This window comes from Pedococcus sp. KACC 23699, from assembly GCF_045348425.1.
Lineage (GTDB): Bacteria > Actinomycetota > Actinomycetes > Actinomycetales > Dermatophilaceae > Pedococcus.
Window position 1 is genome coordinate 360956 of record NZ_CP157483.1, and the last position, 18696, is coordinate 379651.

The following is an 18696-nucleotide window of genomic DNA, read 5'->3' on the forward strand; positions in this document are numbered from 1 at the left end:
GCCTGCTTGGCGTCGAACCTACGCACATGCCGCGATCAGCCCGATCGTGCCGATGAGCGCCTTGCCGCTCTGGCGTGTCCCTCCCGATGGCTTCTACTCTCGAACATGAGCCGATTCACGTTCGGCAAGCAGCGTGACCCACAGGTCGACCGGGCGGACGCGCCCGAAGATCCCGTGGTGCGTCAGTACCGCTATCTGTTGCGCACAGCTCCCGTCGACGCGCTGGAGTCCGCGCACGCCGAAGCGATAGCCCTGTTGTCTGAAGCCCACCGAGAGTCCCTGTTGGAGACCGTCCGGAGCAGCCTGTTGGTGGGCGACCATCTGACGACCAGCGCCCACGCGAAGATCGGCCACCTCGTGACGGACGGTGAGCGCAGAGCCCCCGGCCAGTTGCTGACCGCCCTCCCCCGAGAGGTGCTTCAGGACCTCGCCGCCAGGGTGCTGGAGTCCGAGGCGTCCTTCGGGCTGCTGGGCGGATACGCGGGCTGGGATGGAGCCGAGCCCAAGCCTGCGGATAACTCCGAGTGGGCGGACGGCGGGTTCAACCCCAAGGTGAGCCAGCGAAAGCCTCGGGACGACCCCCGGACTGGACAAGCGGGTGCCCACGGTGGCTACGGGGGTGTCTGATGGTGCCGACGAATCGCTGGAGAGTCCCCGCAGAATGGGAAGGATCATGCGGCGCACCCGGCAAACACTGCGGTCGGCTAACGAAACCTTAGGCGCCTGACGAGGCTCGCCCGCTCATGGCACCCCTTTAGGTCAAGACATGGCGGGGGCGAGAGTTCTACGCTGGTTGATGGCGGGTCCGGGAAGTGGCTTGTCCGAAGTGCCGGTGTGGGGTTGTGAGCCGGTCGCGCTGGAGTCAGAGTCGTTGCCCCGTTGCCCTCCCGGGCCCGTCGCCCTGTTCTGGTCGCGCCTGTTCTGGTCGGCGACCATGCGGGCGTACACGATGTTCGACAGGCGCCGTTTGAGCGATCGCATCGCCATCAACGAGGGTGTCCCGCCGGCCTTCTTCGCCCGATAGAAGTCCCGCCCCGGGGTGGGGTTTCGCAGCTGCACCACGGCCATGATGTGCAGGGTCCGGTTGATCCGCCGGTTCCCGGCACGGGACAGGCGGTGCCGTTGCTGGTTCCCGGAGGACGCGTCCAGTGGCGCGGTGCCGTTCCACGACGCGAAGCGGTCCTTGTCGCGGAAGCGGTGGATGTCTCCGACGTCGGCCAGCAGCCGGGCTGCGCCGGTGGGTCCGATCCCGGTCAGGTCCATCAGGGTCGAGCCGCGGTCGGTGACCAGCGCGGCCAGGTCCTTCTCGGCGGTCTTGATCTTGCGGTCGATGGCCTCGAGCTCACCGATCAGCTCAACCACGATCCGGCGGCGCGTCTTGCCGGCCAGGTCCCGCGGTTTGGTGGTGGCGATCAGGGCTCGGGCCTGCGGGGCGGACAGGAACCGTTTGGCACCACCGGGAAACAGCTCGAGCAACAGCCGATGCAACCGGTTGAGGGTTTGGGTGCGGGCCCGGCCGAGCTCGTCGCGACGGTCGACCAGCAAACCCATCACGACCAGGTCGCCGTCGACTTGCACCCGCCGTAGGCCGGGCTCAGCGGGGGCGTACAGCGCCGCCAGCGCGACCGAGTGCGCGTCGACCGGGTCCGTCTTGCGCCCGTTGCCGGTAGCGAACACCCGCACCTGCGCCGACAGCTTGGCCGGCACGTCCAGCACCGTCTCGCCGTCGTGGACCAGCCGGTGGGCGATGTGCCGCCCGATGCCGTTGCAGCCCTCGACCGCCCACACCCTGTCCCGGTGCTCCCGACCCGCGGCGAGCAGCTCGGCGTACCCGGCTCGGTCCGTACCGAACCGTCCCACCGCCACCATCCGCCCAACCTCGTCGATGACCTCGATCGTGGCCGAGCGTTTGTGCGGGTCCATCCCGATGATCACGCCCATCGCCGTGCTCCCTTCACTCGCTGTGATGTGAAGCGGGGAGGGCATTGCTACTTCGAGCCGGACAAACCCCTTTCGAGCCTCTCCTCGCGCGGTGCCCGACGAGGCCGCACGCCATGAGAGAGCCACACCAATGACACCGGTGGGCAGCCGCAAATCAGAGCGTCTCGCCGGACACCTGGACCGAGTCTGGCCAGACACCGATCCTGCGACCAGTCTCTAAGTAGCCGCGATCCACGCGACGTTGCCGAGATGAGTACGACTGCTGATCCACAGGCAAGCGGTGATTTCCGTGGGTGGTGAGGTACCTGCTTGGGGTGGTTCCGAAGCTGTGGCGAAACTGGTCGATGAAGGTGTGGACTCGTGTGGTCCTCGGGGCCTCTGCGGCCATTGCAACGGGATGGGGGTCCTCTGCCAGTAGTTGATGCGATGCCCAGGCGGGAGTCGAAGGGTTTCGCGAAGGTCAACCCGGCGGTGCGCAGGCCCGCAGTGGTCGGGTCGTCCTTGCGTGAATGAGCGGATCAGGCGGTCGTCGAACGGGAAGCGGGAGCGCTTGTCGGGTCACCTGTTCGGTCAGAGTGTTGTCACCGGGTGCTGCCCGGCGCGCGGATGGTTCACGCGTGAACTACGTTGCTGATGGCCGACAAGGGAGTGCCAATGACCAGGTCCAGCAATCTGCGACTCGACGACCAGCTGTGCTTCGCGCTGTACGCCGCGACGAACCAGGTGACCCGCGCGTACCGACCTCTGCTGGAAGCCGTCGGGCTGACGTATCCGCAGTACCTGATCATGCTGGTGCTGTGGGAGTCCGACGACCAACCGGCCCACGAGATTGCCGACCGGTTGCAGCTGTCGCCGGCCGCGGTCAGCCCCATCCTGAGGCGCCTCGAGGAAGCTGGACTCGTCGTGCGCGACCAGGACCCGGACGACGCGCGAACCCGTCGAGTTCGCCTCACACCCCGAGGTGCTGCTGTCGAGCTGGGCGCGTCGCGGGCGCAGCTGGACGTCGTCGAGCAGACCGGGTTGTGCGGCGATGAGCTGACCGGGCTGCGAGACGACCTGCACGACCTGGTGATGCGGATGTCGGTGCGAACCTCGTGACCGCCCACAGCGCACCACCCGACGGCTGGGACGGCGAAGGCGACGAAGGACAGTCGTTGGGCGACCTGCTCGTCCGCTGCACCTCCGGGGACGAGGCCGCGTTCGAGCAGGTCTACGCGGCGACGGCGCCGCGCGTGTTCGGGCTGGTGCTGCGCATCGTGGTCCAGCACGCCCTCGCCGAGGAGATCACGCAGGACGTGTTCAGCTATGTGTGGGCCGAAGCTGGTCGGTACGAACCGTCACGCGGAAGCGGAGCGGGGTGGATCCTCACCATCGCGCACCGGCGCGCGGTGGACCGGGTCCGTAGTGTCTCCGCGAGCCGCACCCGCGACGACGTGTGGACACAGAAGGTGACGTCGGCACCGTTCGACTCCACCGCCGAGGCGGCCCACTCCTCCTTCGAAGCAGCGCGAGTCCGAGGAGCCCTGGCGGCACTGACCCTGAAGCAGCGGACCGCGGTGCAGCTCGCGTACTTCCACGGCCTGACGTACACCGAAGTTGCTTCGCACCTGGGCATTCCGCACAGCACCGCGAAGACCCGCATCAGGGACGGGTTGCGCTCACTGGCGCATGCTCTCGACCCAGGGGTTGCCAGCGCCTAGAGGAGCCTGTCGGCGCGGGGTTCCGTGGCTGGTCCTACGGGCGCCGACCGAGTGCGTTGGATGTCAGACCTGCACCTCGCGATCTCGAGCCACAAGCGTCCGGCCCATGCAGACCTTCTGTGCTCTCACGTCGTTGCGGTTGGGAGATGATGCGCTGGTGAGCGTTGACGTCATGGTTGAGTGCACGATCGAGCGGCCCGTCGCCGAGGTGGCGGCGTTCGCCGGTGACCCGGGTAGGGCTCCGGAGTGGTACGCCAACATCGTGTCTGTGCGCTGGCTGACACCCGAGCCCCTGTCCGTGGGGTCGAGGATGGACTTCGTTGCCCACTTCCTCGGGCGCCGACTCGCCTACACCTACGAGGTCGTCGAGCTCGTGCCTGGGCGCAGGCTGGTGATGCGTACTGCTGATGGCCCGTTCCCGATGGAGACCACGTACGAGTGGGAGCCGGTGCACGAGGGAGCGACGAGGATGACGCTGCGCAACCAGGGCTCCCCGTCAGGTTTTGCCAAGATCAGCGAGCCGATGGTGAAGCGTGCCATGACCCGCGTTACGACCAAGGACCTGGCCAGGCTCAAGGGCATCCTCGAAGCATCCGGCTAAGACCCGGACCACCGCCTCGTTCATGCGGGAAGTCGGACGACGAATCGGCAGCCCCCGCCGTGGTTGCTGACGGTGACCGTGAACCAAGGCATCAACATCATCTGGCCCAAGCGTTAGTCAAGGGAGAGCCGAACGTCCGCTCATGGCACCCCTTTAGGTCAAGACATGGCGGGGGCGAGAGTTCTACGCTGGTTGATGGCGGGTCCGGGAAGTGGCTTGTCCGAAGTGCCGGTGTGGGGTTGTGAGCCGGTCGCGCTGGAGTCAGAGTCGTTGCCCCGTTGCCCTCCCGGGCCCGTCGCCCTGTTCTGGTCGCGCCTGTTCTGGTCGGCGACCATGCGGGCGTACACGATGTTCGACAGGCGCCGTTTGAGCGATCGCATCGCCATCAACGAGGGTGTCCCGCCGGCTTTGCGGGCGTCGTAGAACTCTCGCCCCGGTGTCGGGTTCCGCAGCTGGACGACGGCCATGATGTGCAGGGTCCGGTTGATCCGTCGGTTGCCCGCCCGGGACAGGCGGTGGCGTTGCTGGGCTCCTGATGACGCGTCCAGTGGCGCGGTGCCGTTCCAGGACGCGAACCGGTCCTTGTCGCGGAAGCGGTGGATGTCGCCGACGTCGGCCAGCAACCGTGCCGCGCCGGTAGGTCCTATCCCGGTCAACTCCAACAGTGTCGAACCGCGCTCGATGACCAGGGCGGTGAGCTCTTTCTCGGCCGCCTTGATCTTGCGATCGATCCCCTCGAGCTCGGTGATGAGCTCGACGACGAACCGTCGACGGGTCTTGCCCACGATGTCGCGCGGCTTGACCGTCGCGACCAAAGCGCGGGCCTGACTGGCGGACAGGAACTGCTTTGCGCCGCCTGGGATCAGTTCCAGCAGAAGCCGATGCAGCCGGTTGATCGTCTGGGTGCGTGCCCGGCCGAGCTCGTCGCGGCGGTCGACCATCAACGCCATGACGACCAGGTCGTCCTGCACCAGGACAGGGCGCAGCCCCGGCTCGGGTGGGGCGTACAACGCGGCCAAGGCAACGGAGTGCGCGTCGACCGGGTCGGTCTTGCGGGCGTTGCCGGTGGCGAAGATCCGCACCTGAGCGCTGAGCTTGGCCGGGACGTCCACGACCCGTTCCCCGTCGTGCACGAGTCGGTGGGCGATGTGTCGTCCGATGCCGTTGCAGCCCTCGACCGCCCATACGCGGTCAGGATGAAGCCGACCAGCAGCAAGCAGTTCGGCATACCCGGCCTTGTCCGTCCCGAACCTTCCCACCGCCACCAGCCGCCCGGTCTGGTCGATGACCTCGATCGTGGCCGAGCGCTTGTGCGGGTCCATCCCGATGATCACACCCATCCTCTTCCTCCTTCACTCGCCAACTGACGTGAAGCGGGGAGGGCATTGCTACTTCGAGCAGAACAAACCCCTTTCGAGCCTCTCCTCGCGCGGTGCCCGACGAGGCCGCATGCCATGAGAGAGCCACACCAATGACACCGGTGGGCAGCCGCAATAAGAGCGTCTCGCCGAGCACCTAGACCGAGTCTGGCCGGACACCGATCCTGCGACCAGTCTCTAAGTAGCCGCGATGGGTTGCTTTGATGGGGATAATCGACAAGGCCACCGCGCTGCGCCCTGTGGGCCGCCGCACCTACCAGCCAGACCTGAAAGACGAACAGACTACGAGGCGTTTGGTCAGACACGAGGAAAGGGCACCAATGAGTACCGACGCAGAGCAGCTTGCGGACCAACTGATCCAGGTGCTGAACGACGCGGACGTCCGTGCCCAACTAGCGAACAGCGGCCCCAGCGCTGCCGGGGTGTATGTCTTCGGAGACGACCCGAAACGCCCCGCCACCATGCTGGCCGTCCTCACCTCCACGGAGCGCCCCAAGTACACGTGGGGCGAGTTCTACGACCACGAACTGCCGATTGAGACTCCCGTTCCTCAGGTGGCAGCCGCGATTGTGAACACACTTGAGTCCACGCCTGAGGGCTCCTCGTAGGGGGGGCGTCACCGTTCGCTCCGAGAGACCGAAGGGACATGCACCTGCGTGGAAACTCGTGGCCCCGAGCTAGGCGTCAAAGATCCGCTCATGCCGCGTGGCGCTAACTGCGTGTCCCTATTGCACGGACGGAGCCGCGGTTCATCGGGCCCGCGGCTAGCCGCTGCGCCACACGAGTTTGCCATCGGCGGTGACGTCCAACGTCTCGTGCTCGCACACCTGTCGGTCGGCGAAGTCGTGCTCGACCAGCACTTTGCCGGTGGAGTCTCGCACCTCGAACGACCCGTCACCGGCCACCAGGCACTGCCGCTTCCGTTCGGGGTCTTGAGTGTCGAAGCGGAAGTAGGGATCCAGTGGCGCGTCCATCCATGGGCCTCCGGTCCCGTCGAGCACGTAGACGTGCAGACCGTCCTTGCCCGTCTTGTTAGTCAGCAGCGCCGTGCCGTCGTCGCTCGCCTCGCCCCCGGTGCACGCGGCAAGCGAGCTTGCGAGCACGAGCACTAGCGCGGGGGCGAGGCGGCGAAGAGCGATCATGACGTCAAGATTGCGGGACCTCGCTCCCGTCCAACTACCGCGACACGCATCTCGGCACGAGCCACAAGGTCTGGGTTGAGAGACCGCGTCCGACTTTTGCAGGCTGCTTCGTAACTTCCGGATATCCCGCGGAGCGCTCGATTCTGCTCACCGAAGAGCTAGGCGTCGCGATTGCTCAGACCTCTCTCGGATGCCGCCAGAATCCGTCTGAAGGCGAGTACGAGGCACACCATCAGCACGATCGCGCCGATGATCTGCGCCACTTGGTACTCCGGCCCGCTGCCAAGCGCAGCGTGACTCACCCACAGCAGCCCAACGACGATTGCGCTAGCAGCAAGCAGGCCGAGCAGTGGGCCAAGGACGGCCCGCGCATCGGCTCCACGTCGTTTCTCCGGGTGCGCCATACCCCCATGCTGGCAGCCCGCACGTGCGTCCGCTCATGCCGCGGATAGCACGGTTGTGCCGGTGGTGTGGGCGAACTGGCCTGCGGGCACATAGGCCGTGTGCCCTTAACTGTTGAGGGCGTCCACAATCTGTTGGGCAGCCCGGCCGGGTGTCAAGTGCGTGGTGTCGACTACCTCGGCCGCCTCGTGGAGCCACGTGGTGAATGCCTGCGCGTACGGCTTCAGGTACCCAAGCCGAAACGGGGAGTCCGGGCCTAGGACTGTGTCACCCGCGATTCGCCGGCGGAGTGTGTCCTGGTCGGCATGAAGGACCAAGTGCCGCACCGGGATGGAGTGGTCCGCCAGACCGGTGCTGATCTCGCGCCAGTACTGCTCCACTAGGACGGTCATCGGCACGATCAGAGTGCCACCGGTGTAGTCAAGAATGCGGCGTGCTGTCTCGACGACAAGCGGCCGCCAAGGGGGCCAATGCTGGAAGTTGTCAGTGGCGGGCAAGGGTGGCCTGACCTCCATGAGCGTCTCGCCAACCTTCTCCGCATCGAACACCCGGGAGCCGGGGATCATCTGCTGCACGAGAGCGCTGGTCGTGGTCTTGCCTACACCGTGAGTGCCGTTGAGCCAAATGATCACGCATACGACGCTACCTGTGCGGAGACGGAGCCGCCCTAACATGCCGCTGTCTGATGGAGAGTCAGTCGAGACTGTGCACGTCCAGCCCGGCTGGCGTCGAGACCATCACTCCACGCCTACCGACGAAGGTGAGCAGGGCTCCCTGCACGTGCAAGGAGAGCAGCCACTCCCCGCGTGCCCCGGGGGACCCGTATGCGTATCCGGCCGCCGCACGCCGATCGGCCGCGAGCCGACGAAGTTCATCGCTGGTCACCGACCAGACGACCACCTGCGAGCGGTCGCCTGAGTTCGTAAAGACCACGCGACGGGCATCGCGCTTGATCTCGAAGCCTGGTACCCGTAGAGCCTCGTCAAGCTGGTCGTCCATCGGGTGAGTATGCCTGTCTCGACTTCCTCTCGTGCTGCGATGCGCAGGAACGGCTCGGGTTCAGCCCTGCGATCAAGTCACCGGGCGTGGTGAAAACCGAACCCCTACACTCCACGTCCATGCGCATCGGAGGGCTCCACCACACCACTTCGTCGACCTTCACAGGAACTTGCCTGATCACGGCCTTGGCTGGTCTCGGGCTTGGAGGTTGCTCCAGTGCAGAACCGACCGCGGAGATGACGCGGTCCGCGAACCTCGTGCTGGGCCAATCAGCCGCGCAAGGCACCAAACGCCTCGGCGAGTGCCTCAAAGCGGGCGGCTACGAGGTGGCCCCAGCGAAGGTCGCTGGCAACGTCAAGCGCGGCAAGGACATAAGTCTCAAGGGACGAAGCGAACGGATCTACGAGGTAGGGATCGACGGTCCGACGAAGCTCAACCTCGTCGTGGCCTACGACTCGGGGTTCGTGACAGCTGATACCGACAAGGACACGGCACAGCTCGCCAGCGTCGGTTGCGAGCTGGGAGGCGGCTGACAGCCGACGTGAGCATCCGCTCATGCCGCTCTCCGCGCGCTCGCGTCGACGAGGGCACGGCGAATCGCCCTCCTCCGCTTGTGGCGCCTGTCAGGATGACCCTCATGACGCCCTCTGCACGAGGAAGTGCCTGGTCTCGTAGTAGTCGACGACGCCGTTCAGTCGTCGTCCTCGTGCTGGTCGTCGGTGTCACGTTGAGCGTCGCCTTCTTCTCGGCCGGCAAGGGACCTGCGGCGAGCATGGCCCTCGGCGTCACAGGTATGGCCCTCGCTCGTCTCGCGATCTCGACCCCTTAGAGATTCCAACGTCCGGATCTGCCGCGATCCGTCAGTCCCAGCGACGCCTCGAACCCCAGCGACTTACCCGTCCCTGTGACGCAATCGAGCTGGTTCCTGGGCCTCCCGGTGTGTCGCGGCGCCGCAAGGTCTACCTGGCCCTCGCTGTCCTCGTCGCCGCGCTCCGCGGCCCAGGGCACGCTGGACCTCTGCCGGACATCGTGGCGATCACGTTGGTCTTCGTGACGCTGCGTCGCCGCCGTGCCAGGACGAGCACGCCACCCGACGGCCAGTCGACACCCTAGCTTCCGTCCCGCAACGCGAGACGGTCCCGAGGTCTCGTGGACGGTGCCCACCGGCCCGTGCTCCACTGGTGGCATGTCTTCGACCACCGCGGTGATGCGCAGGCACATGGTTTCCATGTGCTGCGGCGTCATGCGGTGTTGCTGCTGCGCCTGACCTCAGCCCGCACCAGCCCCGACGCCCTCCTCGCGGCGTCACCCGAACCACCGGAGACGTTCCATGGCCACCAGCCACACGGCACACCGCCGAATCCACCTCGACCTCTTCCTGGTCCAGGGCTCTGTATGTCGTCGAACGAGCATGTCCCGAATGTGTTGCCACGAAACGCATTCCGTCACGACACCCCAGACGACCCACAGCCAGGAGAAGGACCATGACCGTCATCACCACCGCCGGTACACCCGGCATCAACCGCTTCACCCGTAGCCAGCTGCTGCGCACCGCCTCACTGTTCGCCACCGACCCGGAGCTCGATCGGCTCGTGGACCTCGACTCCCGCGAGCGCACCTGGCACCGCCTCGATGCCACCGCCCACCTGGAGATCTGGCTGATCGGCTGGCCGGTCGGGACCTCCACCGGGTGGCACGACCACCTCGAGTCCGAGGGCGCCTTCCTGACGGTCAGGGGGACGCTCGCCGAGCACTCGTGGTCGCAGGGCGCCGTCCACGAACGTCTGCTCGGGGAGGGCGACGGGCGGTCATTCGGTGGCCACCACGTCCACGACGTCGCCAACCTCGGCGACACCCCCGCCCTGTCGGTGCACGTCTACTCCCCTGCCCTGCGCGGGATGACTCGCTACGCCCTGCTCGACGGGTCCCTTCGGGCCACCGGGGTGGAGAAGGCCGGCGAGCAGTGGTGACGACCACGACCGTGACCTCCCACGCCGCTGCGGGCTCCGGCCGCACCACCGCACCGCACTGGGAGACCCAGCTGTTCAGCGGCGGCGCCAGCACCTCTGGGCGCGGTCACCAGGCCCCGACCTATGACGGGATCGACGACCAGCTCGCCGACTCCCGCAGCCGGTTGCGGCGCATCAGCGTGCGCGCGGCCTTCCAGGAGGTCCTGTACGGGCGAGCGCTGCTGGTGGACATCCGGCCGGCTGCCCAGCGGGCGGCCGAGGGGCAGGTCGCAGCGCACCTGTCTCCCTTGGTGGTCGAGCGGAACGTGCTCGAGTGGCGGTTCGACCCGCGGCACGAAGCACGCCTGTCGCAGGCCGGGTGGGACACACGGGTGCTCGTGCTCTGCCAGGAGGGCTACACCTCCTCGCTCGCCGCCGATGCGCTCCTACGACTCGGCGTCCACCGGTCCACCGACGTGATCGGGGGGTTCAAGGCCTGGCGCGCCGCCGGACTCCCCGTGGAGCCGCGAACGTAGGGCGTGCGGCGGACGTGAGGCGGTGACTCAGAGGTAGAGGCCGGTCTGTCCGTCCTCGCTCACGCGGGCGGCAGCGACCGCGTGCAGGTCCTTCTCCCGGAGCAGGACGTAGTCCTTGGACTGAAGCTCGACCTCGGCGCGCTCCTCGGGGTCGAACAGCACCCGGTCACCGACCTCGACCTGACGGACGTTCTGGCCTGTGGCGACCACGGTCGCCCAGGCCAGGCGGCGACCGACGCTCGCGGTGGCCGGGATGACGATCCCACCGCCAGAACGCCGTTCGCCGCCCTCCCCCTCCAGCGACACCAGCACCCGGTCGTGCAGCATGCGGATGGGGAGGCGCTCGGCCACCGCCCGGGGACGCGACGTAGTGGTCGGCGAGGCGTGGGCCTCCTCAGCCACGGCGGCGGCGGGCGACCCCGAGGCCGATGAGCGCGACGGCGGCGGCCGCGAGCGCCCCCACCCGTTCGGTCCGCACCTCGCCCGAGGGCGTGTGGGTGGCGTTCATGAACTTCGCCTTGGCGGAGGCGACCTGCCGGCGCGCGATCTCCTGGGGGGCGGTGCGGGTGTGCAGCTCGTCGACGGTGTCGGCGAGCCTGTCCCGGGCCGCAGCGATCTCGGCCTCGATCTGCTCCACGGACTTGCTGGAGTGGTTGTCGCTCATGGCGGGGGCTCCTCGGGTGGTGATCGGGTCAGGCACGTTGGTGCGCGCCCGACGGGCGCGCACCAGTGAGCAGGGCGCTCAGTCGAGACCGAGGTCGCGACGCAGCTTGGCGACGTGGCCGGTGGCCTTGACGTTGTAGAAGGCGTGGGACACGTTCCCCTCCTCGTCGACGACGACGGTGCTGCGGATGACGCCCTCGACGGTCTTGCCGTAGAGCTTCTTCTCGCCGAACGCGCCATACGCGTTCATCACCGCGCGGTCCGCGTCCGAGAGGAGGGTGATGGACAGGCCCTCCTTGTCGCGGAACTTCGCGAGCTTGGCAGGGGCGTCCGGGGAGATGCCGAGCACCTCGTACCCCTCGCCGTGGAGGGTGTTGATGTTGTCGCTGAAGTCGCACGCCTGCGTGGTGCAGCCGGGCGTCATCGCGGCGGGGTAGAAGTAGACGACGACCTTGCGGCCCCGCAGCCGGGACAGGGACACCTCGCCACCCTGGTCGTCGGGCAGGGTGAAGTCGGGGGCGGCGTCGCCGGGGCTGAGTCGTGCGCTCACGGTCGCGGTGCTCCTCACGTGGTGGCGGTGGGTGGTTCGGTGCGCGGCACCGGTCACACAATTGCAAACGAGTTGCAATAGGGTGATGATCGATCTGCAGCAAACCTATCCCAGCGGCGGCCTCGCCACCCGAGCAGGCAGGAGCACCCCGTGCACGTCCCCGATGGCTTCCTCGACGCGCCGACGTCGGTGGGAACCGCCGTGGTCGCCGCCGCTGCCGTCGGCCTGGCCCTGCGTGGCGCCCGGCGCGAGCTCGACGACCGCACCGCTCCCCTGGCCGGACTGGTGGCGCTGTTCGTCTTCGCCACCCAGATGCTCAACTTCCCCATCGCTGCCGGCACCTCCGGGCACCTCCTCGGCGGAGCCCTCGCGGCCGTCCTCGTGGGACCGTTCACGGCGACCTTGGCGATCACCGTGGTGCTCCTCGTCCAGGCCCTGCTCATGGCCGATGGCGGCATCACGGCGCTGGGTACCAACATCACCCTCATGGGGATCGTCGGCGTGTGGGTCGGCTGGGGCGTCTTCAAGCTCGTCCAGGCCCTGCTGCCCAAGCGCACGGCGATGGTGGTCCCTGCCGCGGCCGTCGGTGCCCTCGTGTCGGTCCCGGTCGCGGCCTTCATGTTCTCCGTCCTGTTCGCCGTGGGTGGCACCGCCGACGTGCCCTTCGCCACCGTCGCCACCGCGATGGTCGGGGTGCACGCCGTGATCGGCATCGGAGAGGCGGTCATCACCGCCCTGGCCGTGGCGAGCATCGTCCTCACCCGTCCCGACCTCGTGTACGGCGCGAAACCGGTTCTGGCGAAACGAGAGCTGACGATCCGTTCGGCGGTGACGGCATGACCGGGGTGCAGCACACCGACCAGGAGCGGGATGCGCTGCCTCCCGGGCAGACAGCCCCGGAGTCCGGGCGACGCGTCTCCACCCGGACGCTGCTCGTCGTGGGCGTGGTCGTCTGCCTGCTGCTCGCCGGAGTCGTCTCGTTCTACGCCTCCAAGCACCCTGACGGACTCGTGTTCGTCGCCGGTGAGAAGGGCTTCCTCGGCAACGCGAAGGGCCACGCCAGCGACGGCTCGCCGTTCGCCGGCTACGCCACACGCGGCATCGACGACGCCCGTCTCTCCGGTGGCATCGCGGGCGTCGCAGGGGTCGCAGTGGTGGGCCTCCTCGCCGGCGGGCTGTTCACGGTGCTGCGCCGCCGCGGGCACGACCGGCACGGCGACTGAGGTGGGCGCCGGCCACGGCCACCACCTGCACTTCCACGGGCACTCCCCGGTCCACCGCCTGCCTGCCCACGTCAAGCTCGTCACCCTCCTGAGCTTTGTCGTGGCCGTCGTCCTCACGCCGCGCACGGCCTACTGGGCGTATGGCGTGGACCTCGCGCTCGTCCTCGTGGCACAGCGCGCGAGTCGGGTGCCGTTCGGCTACTTCGCCAAGCGCATGCTCGTCGAGACGCCGTTCGTCGTGTTCGCGCTGCTCGTCCCCTTCGTGGCCACCGGCCCGCGGGTCTCCGTCGGCCCCCTGGACCTGTCGGAGCACGGCCTGGAGTCCGCCTGGGCGTTGCTCGCCAAGGGCACCCTCGGCGTCATGGCCTCGCTGGTCATGGCGACGACGACCGAGCCCCGACACGTCGTCGCCGGGCTCGAGAAGCTGCGCCTGCCCAACCTGCTCGTGCAGATCATGGGATTCATGGTCCGCTACCTCGAGGTCGTCACCGGCGAGCTCGCCCGTATGCGCATCGCCCGCGAGTCCCGAGGCTTCCGGGCGCGCTCGGTGCGGGCCTGGCCCGCCCTGGCCTCCACCGCCGGGGCCCTGTTCATCCGGTCCTACGAGAGAGGCGAACGCGTGCACCTCGCCATGCTGTCCCGCGGCTACCAGGGGCAGCTGCCGGTCACCCACCCCCTGACCGCCACCCCCGCGCAGTGGCGCGTCGCAGGCGCCATACCGGTCCTTGCCGGGCTCACCCTGCTGGTGGCGGTGGCGCTGTGAGCAGCCCCGTCCTGGTCGTGAACGGACTCGCCTTCGCCTACCCCGACGGGCATCAGGCCCTGTATGGCGTGGACCTCCACGTGCACCGCGGCGAACGCGTCGCGCTGCTCGGGCCCAACGGAGCAGGCAAGACCACGCTGGTCCTGCACCTCAACGGGATCCTCACCGCGGGCGCCGGTTCGGTGTCGGTGTCGGGGCTGCCGGTCACGCGCGACAACCTCATGGAGATCCGGCGCCGGGTGGGCGTGGTGTTCCAGGACCCCGACGACCAGCTGTTCATGCCGACGGTGCGCGCCGACGTCGAGTTCGGCCCGGCGAACCTCGGCGTGCGTGGCGCCGAGCTCGAGCGCCGCGTCCACGAGGCCCTCGACCGGGTCGGGATGGTGGACTTCATCGACCGTCCGCCACACCACCTGTCCTTCGGCCAGCGGCGCCGTGTCGCCGTCGCCACCGTGCTCGCCATGGAGCCCGAGGTGCTCGTCCTCGACGAGCCGTCCTCGAACCTGGACCCGGCCTCCCGGCGCGAGCTCGCCGACATCATCCGCTCGCTCGACGTGACGGTGCTGATGGTCACCCACGACCTGCCGTATGCCTACGAGCTCTGTCCCCGCTCGGTCGTGCTGTCAGATGGGGTCGTGGTGGCGGACGACACCACGCGTGAGGTGCTCACCGATGATGCCCTCATGTCGGCCCACCGGCTCGAGCTGCCGTTCGGGTTCGATCCGCGGACCATCCCCGCACCCGGACCGGCATGATGCGCGACCTCTGACCCGGGCCGCACCCACGTCTCACCGCCACTCGGCGGGGTCGGTCCCCCAGGGGCGGCCGACGTGCGCGAACTGCTTCGGTCCGTCAGGCAGCCGGAACGCCGGACGGGACTGCACGACCGTCCCGCGCGGCGTCCGTGTGGCGACGGTCCACGGCGACGGGTCCTGGAGGGGCACGGCAGGTCCGTCAAGGGCGTCGGTCTGCAGCAGCCAGTGGGCGCTTCGCGCGAGGTGCGCCGAGACCCGCCAGGTGCCGCCGTCTGTCGCACGCTGACGGAGCGCGGCAAGGACACCTGCCGCGAGCAGGTAGCCCGTCGCGTGGTCCAGCGCCTGCGCCGGCAAGGCTCCCGGCGTGCGGCCGTCAGCGGACTCGAGCAGCGAGATCCCGGTGGCTGCCTGGACGATGCTGTCGAACCCGCGCCGCCCGCCCCACGGACCGTCCGGCGTCCACGCAGTAAGCGTCGCGCAGATCAGGTGCGGATGGGTGCGCGCCAGCTCGTCGGGGTGCAGGCCGAAGACCTCCAGCGCCCCGGGTCGGTAGCCCGTGACGAGCACGTCCGCGGAGTCGAGCAGCTCGTGAAAGCGTTGCCGTGCATGGGTTTCGTGCAGGTCGATCAAGGTCGAGCGCTTGCCCGCACCGGTGTCGAGGTGCTGCAGCTCGAGCTCGGGGAGGCGCGGGCTGTCGACGCGCAGCACGTCGCACCCGAGGAACGCCAGGGTGCGCGTGGCGACGGGTCCGGCGATGACACGTGTCAGGTCCAGCACACGGGGCCGGTCGGGCACCGGTATGGCGCCCGACCCACCCGCGCGCCCCACGGCCAGCACGTCGTGGCCCGCGACGGCAGCAGCCTGTTCGCTGGCCATCCACTCCCCCACCGACCGCACCCGCACGGCGATCCCGTGGTCGGCGACCACGGCGTCCTCGACCTCCTGCGCCTCCCGCTCCGCGATCGCGGCCGCGGCGTCCTCGCGGCCGGCGGTCTCCGGCAGGTCGAGGGCCCGCAACAGCCGCTCACGGTGGTGCGGGTAGTTGGCGTGGGTGCGGACCCACCCGTCGTGGGCGCGGAAGAAGCCCGACAGCGGCGCGAACCCGCTCTCCCCCACACCGTCGACCGTCTGCACCTGGTCGCTGCGGAACGCGACGGACACCTGCCGGGGGTCGACGTCCACCCGCCCGCTCCCCGGGTCCCGCAGCGCCAAACCTGCGAGGCCGGCAGCCGCGACTGAGCCGCAGGCGAGGACGTTGACCGGCAGGGCCGATGGCAGCGCGCTGCCGGCCGCGAGGTCGAGGTGCTCGGCGGCATACGCCTCGTCGAGGCCGAGCACGGGGAGCACCTGCCGCAGCAACGGGTTCACCCTCCGGAGCCTAGGCCCGATCCACGCCGGCGCCCGCTTCACCCATGACAGATGTCATGGGTGAAGACCGTCCTTTGGGCGGTCCCCGGGAGGCACCCCAGGCCGCAGCGTGTGCCCGGGACCATCACGTCCCGTCGACCGAGCATGGGAGCACACGATGACCCTTCGACTAGGTCTGGCAGCGGCAGTGGCCGGCTGCCTCGGCTTGGCTGCTGGCGTACCCGCACTGGCGAGCACCACGTCCCCGACGTCCCCGGGCACGGAGCTGTCCGCCCGAGCCCCGGAGAGCGCCTTCCACGCAGTCGCGGCAGGTGCCACCGACTCCGCCCCTGCCTCCTGCACGCGCCCAGCACCGGACGGTCGGGTGTCGACGACCATCCACTGCTACACGCCCAACCAGATCCGCGCCTTCTACGGTCTCGCGCCGCTGACAGCGTCGACCACCGACGGCGCGGGCCAGACCATCGTCCTCGTGGACTCCTACGGCAGCCCGACGGCCGCCAACGACGTCAACTTCTTCGCCAGCACCTTCCACGGTCCGACCCCCGACTTCGAGGCCGTCTTCCCGATCGGGAAGGTCGACTACAAGAGCGCCACCGGCAACGGGTCCGGCACCGCCGGACCCACCTCCGCTGACGGCTGGGCCAGTGAGGCGAACCTCGACGTCCAGTGGGCCTACGCGATCGCGCCGAAGGCCCACATCGTGCTCGTCGGAACCCCGGTCGCGGAGACCCAGGGCGTGCAGGGCATGCCGAACTTCATGAAGGCCATCGACTGGGCGATCGCCACGTACCCGTCCGGCACGGTGTTCTCGATGTCCTTCGGCACCAGCGAGGAGGCCTTCGGGGGCGCTTCTGCCGCATCGCAGTTCGCCAAGTTCGACGAGACGTTCAAGCGTGGGCTCGCCAAGCACGACACGTTCTTCGCGTCCTCGGGTGACGACGGCTCGCTCGGCAACAGCCGGGCGCACCACCAGACCTCGACGGTCGACCACCCGTCGGTGAGCTACCCGAACGTCTCCCCCTACGTCACCTCGGTCGGCGGCACCCAGGTCCAGTCCGGCTGGACGTGGAACCCGACGCAGGACAAGCCGTTCAACGACGACGGCAGCCGCAACCCGCTCTACTGGTCGTGGACGCAGGGCGGCAGCAGCGAGGCGGTCTGGAACGAGAGCTGGGCGTCCATCGGCACCGGTGGCGGCGTGTCCAGCGTGTACTCGCGACCGGCGTACCAGTCCTCCGTGGCAGGGGTCGTCGGCACCCACCGTGGCGTCCCCGACGTGGCGTGGAACGCGGCCGTGAACGGTGGTGTCCTCGTCTACCACACGTACTTCCCGTCGATCGAGGGTCCGCCCGCCTGGGGCGTCTTCGGTGGCACCTCGTCGTCCTCGCCGCAGGTGGCCGCCCTGACCGCCATCGCCAACGCCTCGCGCAAGGCAGCGGGCAAGGGTGGCATCGGCAACCTCAACGAGGCCATCTACTCGGCGTCGTTCCCGAGGACGAGCGCGTTCAGCGACATCGTCGCGCACACCTACGGCACGGCCCCGAGCGGTGTCCTGAAGGACAACCGGATGTGGGAGACCGGCGCCGACGGCTTCGTCTCCCCCGGTCCGGTGGTCGGCCTCCCGACCACCACGGGCTACGACCTCACGACCGGGTGGGGCAGCCCCAAGGCCGCGGGCTACGTGGCTGCGCTCACCGCGACACCCTGACCGCCTGACAGCGGCCTCCATTGCTGTCAGGCTCGCAACGGCGGGACGTTCTGACAAGCCCCCGCACCGCGACCCCGGGACCACCAGGTCCCGGGGTCGTCGGCGTTCAGGGGTGCTCGCTCTGTGCGGCCTTCCACGCGGCGTACTCGGCTCGCAGACAGTTGCCGCACGGGCGGTAGCCGGCAGCCACCGCGGCCTCCGCGTCCGCGAAGAACACCCGATGGTCGACGTAGCCGCCCTTGCGGATCGCCCGCAGAGCCGACGGGCAGTCCAGCCGTCCGTAGATCCGTCGGGGACGGTAGCCACCGAGGGTCCCCGGGGTGTCGCTCTCGTAGCGCTGTCCGTCCGCGCCCGTCAGCCACCACGTCACGAGTCGTAGCCCTCGGGGAGCAGCTCACCCACCGCTGCACGAGCCTCGATGCGGTTGGCTGCCGGAGCAAGTGGGCAGACCCAGCGGTAGTCGTAGACGCAGGACGGGTTGTAAGCGAAATTGAGGTCGACAACCCACCTGTCGCCCTCTCGACCGAGGTCGGTGCCCTTGACCGTGTCGAGGAGGTAGCGCCCCGCGCCATACGTCTCCTGCCCGGCGGAGCCGTCACGGACGGGCAGGAACAGACCCCCGCCGTAGGAGTCGAGCCACCACACGTCGAGGGTTCCCAGCCCGCTCAGCGTCACGCGACCGGCACCGCGGAACGGCACGACTCCGTCGGTCGCCGACCGGAACTCCCACGGCTCCTGCTCGGCCGGCTCGATCGGCACGACGAACCGGAAAGCCGGGTCGTATGGCGCGTGGCGCAGCGACTGCCCCTGCCGCCGCGGCGACGCAGGGTGCTCGAGGAACAGCCGCGAGCGCGTGTCGACCCAGAGCGCGTGAGCCGTCGCCGGGTCCTGCTCCGCGCGGACCGCGGCGTAGAGCGCGTGCACCTCTCGACGCCAGGACGCCGTTTCGAGCGCGTTCTTGCTCGGCAGGTCCGGTGCCTCGTCGATGTCGTCCACCCGTCGATCCTACGGAGG

Annotated in this window: 26 protein-coding genes; 14 read left to right on the top strand and 12 right to left on the bottom strand. The window is 68.8% G+C overall.

Annotated elements, in window-relative coordinates; all coding sequences use genetic code 11:
- Nucleotides 1-105: 105 nt before the first annotated feature.
- Nucleotides 106-627 (top strand): hypothetical protein, encoded by a 522-nt coding sequence (locus ABEG17_RS01680; RefSeq protein WP_406831521.1) that lies wholly within the window; start codon nucleotides 106-108, stop codon nucleotides 625-627.
- Nucleotides 628-759: 132 nt separating this feature from the next.
- On the opposite strand, the gene ABEG17_RS01685 is transcribed toward ABEG17_RS01680, so the two are convergent.
- Nucleotides 760-1941, bottom strand: coding sequence for an IS110 family transposase (locus tag ABEG17_RS01685; RefSeq protein ID WP_406831522.1), 1182 nt, complete (start codon nucleotides 1939-1941; stop codon nucleotides 760-762).
- A 654-nt stretch (nucleotides 1942-2595) separates the two neighbouring features.
- Between ABEG17_RS01685 and ABEG17_RS01690 the strand changes: the two genes are divergently transcribed.
- The 3 genes from ABEG17_RS01690 (at nucleotide 2596) to ABEG17_RS01700 (ending at nucleotide 4242) form a co-directional block, all read left to right on the top strand.
- A complete protein-coding gene (locus ABEG17_RS01690) occupies nucleotides 2596-3039 on the top strand; it encodes a MarR family winged helix-turn-helix transcriptional regulator (RefSeq protein ID WP_406829885.1) in 444 nt (147 codons plus the stop codon).
- Nucleotides 3036-3641, top strand: coding sequence for a sigma-70 family RNA polymerase sigma factor (locus tag ABEG17_RS01695; protein WP_406831523.1), 606 nt, complete (start codon nucleotides 3036-3038; stop codon nucleotides 3639-3641). The genes ABEG17_RS01690 and ABEG17_RS01695 overlap by 4 nt, the downstream gene beginning before the upstream one ends.
- A 157-nt stretch (nucleotides 3642-3798) precedes the next feature.
- Nucleotides 3799-4242 carry an SRPBCC family protein gene (locus ABEG17_RS01700; protein ID WP_406831524.1) on the top strand — a complete coding sequence of 148 codons (444 nt, stop codon included), beginning with the start codon at nucleotides 3799-3801 and terminating at the stop codon, nucleotides 4240-4242.
- 158 nt (nucleotides 4243-4400) lie between these two features.
- On the opposite strand, the gene ABEG17_RS01705 is transcribed toward ABEG17_RS01700, so the two are convergent.
- Nucleotides 4401-5582 (bottom strand): IS110 family transposase, encoded by a 1182-nt coding sequence (locus tag ABEG17_RS01705; protein WP_406831248.1) that lies wholly within the window; start codon nucleotides 5580-5582, stop codon nucleotides 4401-4403.
- Nucleotides 5583-5824: 242 nt separating this feature from the next.
- On the opposite strand from ABEG17_RS01705, the gene ABEG17_RS01710 reads away from it, so the two are divergent.
- Nucleotides 5825-6229: a hypothetical protein gene (locus ABEG17_RS01710; RefSeq protein ID WP_406831525.1), complete on the top strand. Its 405-nt coding sequence runs from the start codon at nucleotides 5825-5827 to the stop codon at nucleotides 6227-6229.
- A 156-nt stretch (nucleotides 6230-6385) separates the two neighbouring features.
- On the opposite strand, the gene ABEG17_RS01715 is transcribed toward ABEG17_RS01710, so the two are convergent.
- The 4 genes from ABEG17_RS01715 to ABEG17_RS01730 form a co-directional block, all read right to left on the bottom strand.
- Nucleotides 6386-6763, bottom strand: coding sequence for a hypothetical protein (locus tag ABEG17_RS01715; RefSeq protein WP_406831526.1), 378 nt, complete (start codon nucleotides 6761-6763; stop codon nucleotides 6386-6388).
- A 158-nt stretch (nucleotides 6764-6921) separates the two neighbouring features.
- On the bottom strand, nucleotides 6922-7167 hold the full coding sequence (locus ABEG17_RS01720) for a hypothetical protein (protein WP_406831527.1): 246 nt from the start codon (nucleotides 7165-7167) through the stop codon (nucleotides 6922-6924).
- Nucleotides 7168-7272: 105 nt separating this feature from the next.
- Complete coding sequence (locus ABEG17_RS01725) at nucleotides 7273-7797, bottom strand: AAA family ATPase (protein ID WP_406831528.1); 525 nt, start codon at nucleotides 7795-7797, stop codon at nucleotides 7273-7275.
- A gap of 61 nt (nucleotides 7798-7858) precedes the next feature.
- On the bottom strand, nucleotides 7859-8164 hold the full coding sequence (locus tag ABEG17_RS01730) for a hypothetical protein (RefSeq protein ID WP_406831529.1): 306 nt from the start codon (nucleotides 8162-8164) through the stop codon (nucleotides 7859-7861).
- A gap of 119 nt (nucleotides 8165-8283) precedes the next feature.
- On the opposite strand from ABEG17_RS01730, the gene ABEG17_RS01735 reads away from it, so the two are divergent.
- From ABEG17_RS01735 to ABEG17_RS01750, 4 genes are all read left to right on the top strand, one after another.
- Entirely contained in the window at nucleotides 8284-8697 is a 414-nt protein-coding gene (locus ABEG17_RS01735) for a hypothetical protein (protein WP_406831530.1), read from the top strand.
- 173 nt (nucleotides 8698-8870) lie between these two features.
- Nucleotides 8871-8993, top strand: coding sequence for a hypothetical protein (locus tag ABEG17_RS01740; RefSeq protein ID WP_406831531.1), 123 nt, complete (start codon nucleotides 8871-8873; stop codon nucleotides 8991-8993).
- Between the two features lie 655 nt (nucleotides 8994-9648).
- The gene (locus ABEG17_RS01745) at nucleotides 9649-10134 is read left to right on the top strand and encodes a cysteine dioxygenase (RefSeq protein WP_406831533.1); all 486 of its coding nucleotides are present in this window, start codon (nucleotides 9649-9651) and stop codon (nucleotides 10132-10134) included.
- Nucleotides 10131-10649: a rhodanese-like domain-containing protein gene (locus ABEG17_RS01750; protein ID WP_406831534.1), complete on the top strand. Its 519-nt coding sequence runs from the start codon at nucleotides 10131-10133 to the stop codon at nucleotides 10647-10649. Before ABEG17_RS01745 ends, ABEG17_RS01750 begins: the two co-directional genes overlap by 4 nt.
- A 27-nt stretch (nucleotides 10650-10676) precedes the next feature.
- Here ABEG17_RS01750 and ABEG17_RS01755 read toward each other — a convergent pair whose 3' ends face one another.
- From ABEG17_RS01755 to bcp, 3 genes are all read right to left on the bottom strand, one after another.
- Nucleotides 10677-10976, bottom strand: coding sequence for a co-chaperone GroES (locus ABEG17_RS01755; protein ID WP_344195498.1), 300 nt, complete (start codon nucleotides 10974-10976; stop codon nucleotides 10677-10679).
- 67 nt (nucleotides 10977-11043) lie between these two features.
- A complete protein-coding gene (locus ABEG17_RS01760) occupies nucleotides 11044-11313 on the bottom strand; it encodes a DUF3618 domain-containing protein (protein ID WP_406831535.1) in 270 nt (89 codons plus the stop codon).
- Nucleotides 11314-11391: 78 nt separating this feature from the next.
- On the bottom strand, nucleotides 11392-11862 hold the full coding sequence (bcp, locus tag ABEG17_RS01765) for a thioredoxin-dependent thiol peroxidase (protein WP_406831536.1): 471 nt from the start codon (nucleotides 11860-11862) through the stop codon (nucleotides 11392-11394).
- Nucleotides 11863-12012: 150 nt separating this feature from the next.
- On the opposite strand from bcp, the gene ABEG17_RS01770 reads away from it, so the two are divergent.
- From ABEG17_RS01770 to ABEG17_RS01785, 4 genes are read left to right on the top strand one after another with little or no spacing between them, the layout of a single operon-like run.
- Nucleotides 12013-12702: an energy-coupling factor ABC transporter permease gene (locus ABEG17_RS01770; RefSeq protein WP_406831537.1), complete on the top strand. Its 690-nt coding sequence runs from the start codon at nucleotides 12013-12015 to the stop codon at nucleotides 12700-12702.
- On the top strand, nucleotides 12699-13085 hold the full coding sequence (locus ABEG17_RS01775; protein ID WP_406831538.1) for a PDGLE domain-containing protein: 387 nt from the start codon (nucleotides 12699-12701) through the stop codon (nucleotides 13083-13085). The genes ABEG17_RS01770 and ABEG17_RS01775 overlap by 4 nt, the downstream gene beginning before the upstream one ends.
- 1 nt (nucleotide 13086) lies before the next feature.
- Nucleotides 13087-13848 carry a cobalt ECF transporter T component CbiQ gene (gene cbiQ, locus ABEG17_RS01780; protein WP_406831539.1) on the top strand — a complete coding sequence of 254 codons (762 nt, stop codon included), beginning with the start codon at nucleotides 13087-13089 and terminating at the stop codon, nucleotides 13846-13848.
- Nucleotides 13845-14603 carry an energy-coupling factor ABC transporter ATP-binding protein gene (locus ABEG17_RS01785; protein ID WP_406831540.1) on the top strand — a complete coding sequence of 253 codons (759 nt, stop codon included), beginning with the start codon at nucleotides 13845-13847 and terminating at the stop codon, nucleotides 14601-14603. The genes cbiQ and ABEG17_RS01785 overlap by 4 nt, the downstream gene beginning before the upstream one ends.
- A 33-nt stretch (nucleotides 14604-14636) precedes the next feature.
- Here the strand turns inward: ABEG17_RS01785 and ABEG17_RS01790 are convergent, their stop codons facing one another.
- A complete protein-coding gene (locus ABEG17_RS01790; RefSeq protein WP_406831541.1) occupies nucleotides 14637-15971 on the bottom strand; it encodes a CoA transferase in 1335 nt (444 codons plus the stop codon).
- Nucleotides 15972-16128: 157 nt separating this feature from the next.
- On the opposite strand from ABEG17_RS01790, the gene ABEG17_RS01795 reads away from it, so the two are divergent.
- Nucleotides 16129-17682 (top strand): hypothetical protein, encoded by a 1554-nt coding sequence (locus ABEG17_RS01795; protein WP_406831542.1) that lies wholly within the window; start codon nucleotides 16129-16131, stop codon nucleotides 17680-17682.
- 106 nt (nucleotides 17683-17788) lie between these two features.
- On the opposite strand, the gene ABEG17_RS01800 is transcribed toward ABEG17_RS01795, so the two are convergent.
- Both ABEG17_RS01800 and ABEG17_RS01805 read right to left on the bottom strand, forming a co-directional pair.
- The gene (locus ABEG17_RS01800; protein ID WP_406831543.1) at nucleotides 17789-18052 is read right to left on the bottom strand and encodes an Ada metal-binding domain-containing protein; all 264 of its coding nucleotides are present in this window, start codon (nucleotides 18050-18052) and stop codon (nucleotides 17789-17791) included.
- Nucleotides 18049-18678, bottom strand: coding sequence for a DUF1684 domain-containing protein (locus ABEG17_RS01805; protein WP_406831544.1), 630 nt, complete (start codon nucleotides 18676-18678; stop codon nucleotides 18049-18051). The genes ABEG17_RS01800 and ABEG17_RS01805 overlap by 4 nt, the downstream gene beginning before the upstream one ends.
- Between the last annotated feature and the right edge of the window lie 18 nt (nucleotides 18679-18696).

Coding starts and splice junctions, on each gene's coding strand:
- ABEG17_RS01680 (WP_406831521.1), top strand. CDS start 106: ATGAGCCGATTCACGTTCGGCAAGCAGCGTGACCCACAGGTCGACCGG.
- ABEG17_RS01685 (WP_406831522.1), bottom strand. CDS start 1,941: ATGGGCGTGATCATCGGGATGGACCCGCACAAACGCTCGGCCACGATC.
- ABEG17_RS01690 (WP_406829885.1), top strand. CDS start 2,596: ATGACCAGGTCCAGCAATCTGCGACTCGACGACCAGCTGTGCTTCGCG.
- ABEG17_RS01705 (WP_406831248.1), bottom strand. CDS start 5,582: ATGGGTGTGATCATCGGGATGGACCCGCACAAGCGCTCGGCCACGATC.
- ABEG17_RS01710 (WP_406831525.1), top strand. CDS start 5,825: ATGGGGATAATCGACAAGGCCACCGCGCTGCGCCCTGTGGGCCGCCGC.
- ABEG17_RS01715 (WP_406831526.1), bottom strand. CDS start 6,763: ATGATCGCTCTTCGCCGCCTCGCCCCCGCGCTAGTGCTCGTGCTCGCA.
- ABEG17_RS01720 (WP_406831527.1), bottom strand. CDS start 7,167: ATGGCGCACCCGGAGAAACGACGTGGAGCCGATGCGCGGGCCGTCCTT.
- ABEG17_RS01730 (WP_406831529.1), bottom strand. CDS start 8,164: ATGGACGACCAGCTTGACGAGGCTCTACGGGTACCAGGCTTCGAGATC.
- ABEG17_RS01735 (WP_406831530.1), top strand. CDS start 8,284: ATGCGCATCGGAGGGCTCCACCACACCACTTCGTCGACCTTCACAGGA.
- ABEG17_RS01745 (WP_406831533.1), top strand. CDS start 9,649: ATGACCGTCATCACCACCGCCGGTACACCCGGCATCAACCGCTTCACC.
- ABEG17_RS01755 (WP_344195498.1), bottom strand. CDS start 10,976: ATGCTGCACGACCGGGTGCTGGTGTCGCTGGAGGGGGAGGGCGGCGAA.
- ABEG17_RS01760 (WP_406831535.1), bottom strand. CDS start 11,313: ATGAGCGACAACCACTCCAGCAAGTCCGTGGAGCAGATCGAGGCCGAG.
- ABEG17_RS01775 (WP_406831538.1), top strand. CDS start 12,699: ATGACCGGGGTGCAGCACACCGACCAGGAGCGGGATGCGCTGCCTCCC.
- ABEG17_RS01795 (WP_406831542.1), top strand. CDS start 16,129: ATGACCCTTCGACTAGGTCTGGCAGCGGCAGTGGCCGGCTGCCTCGGC.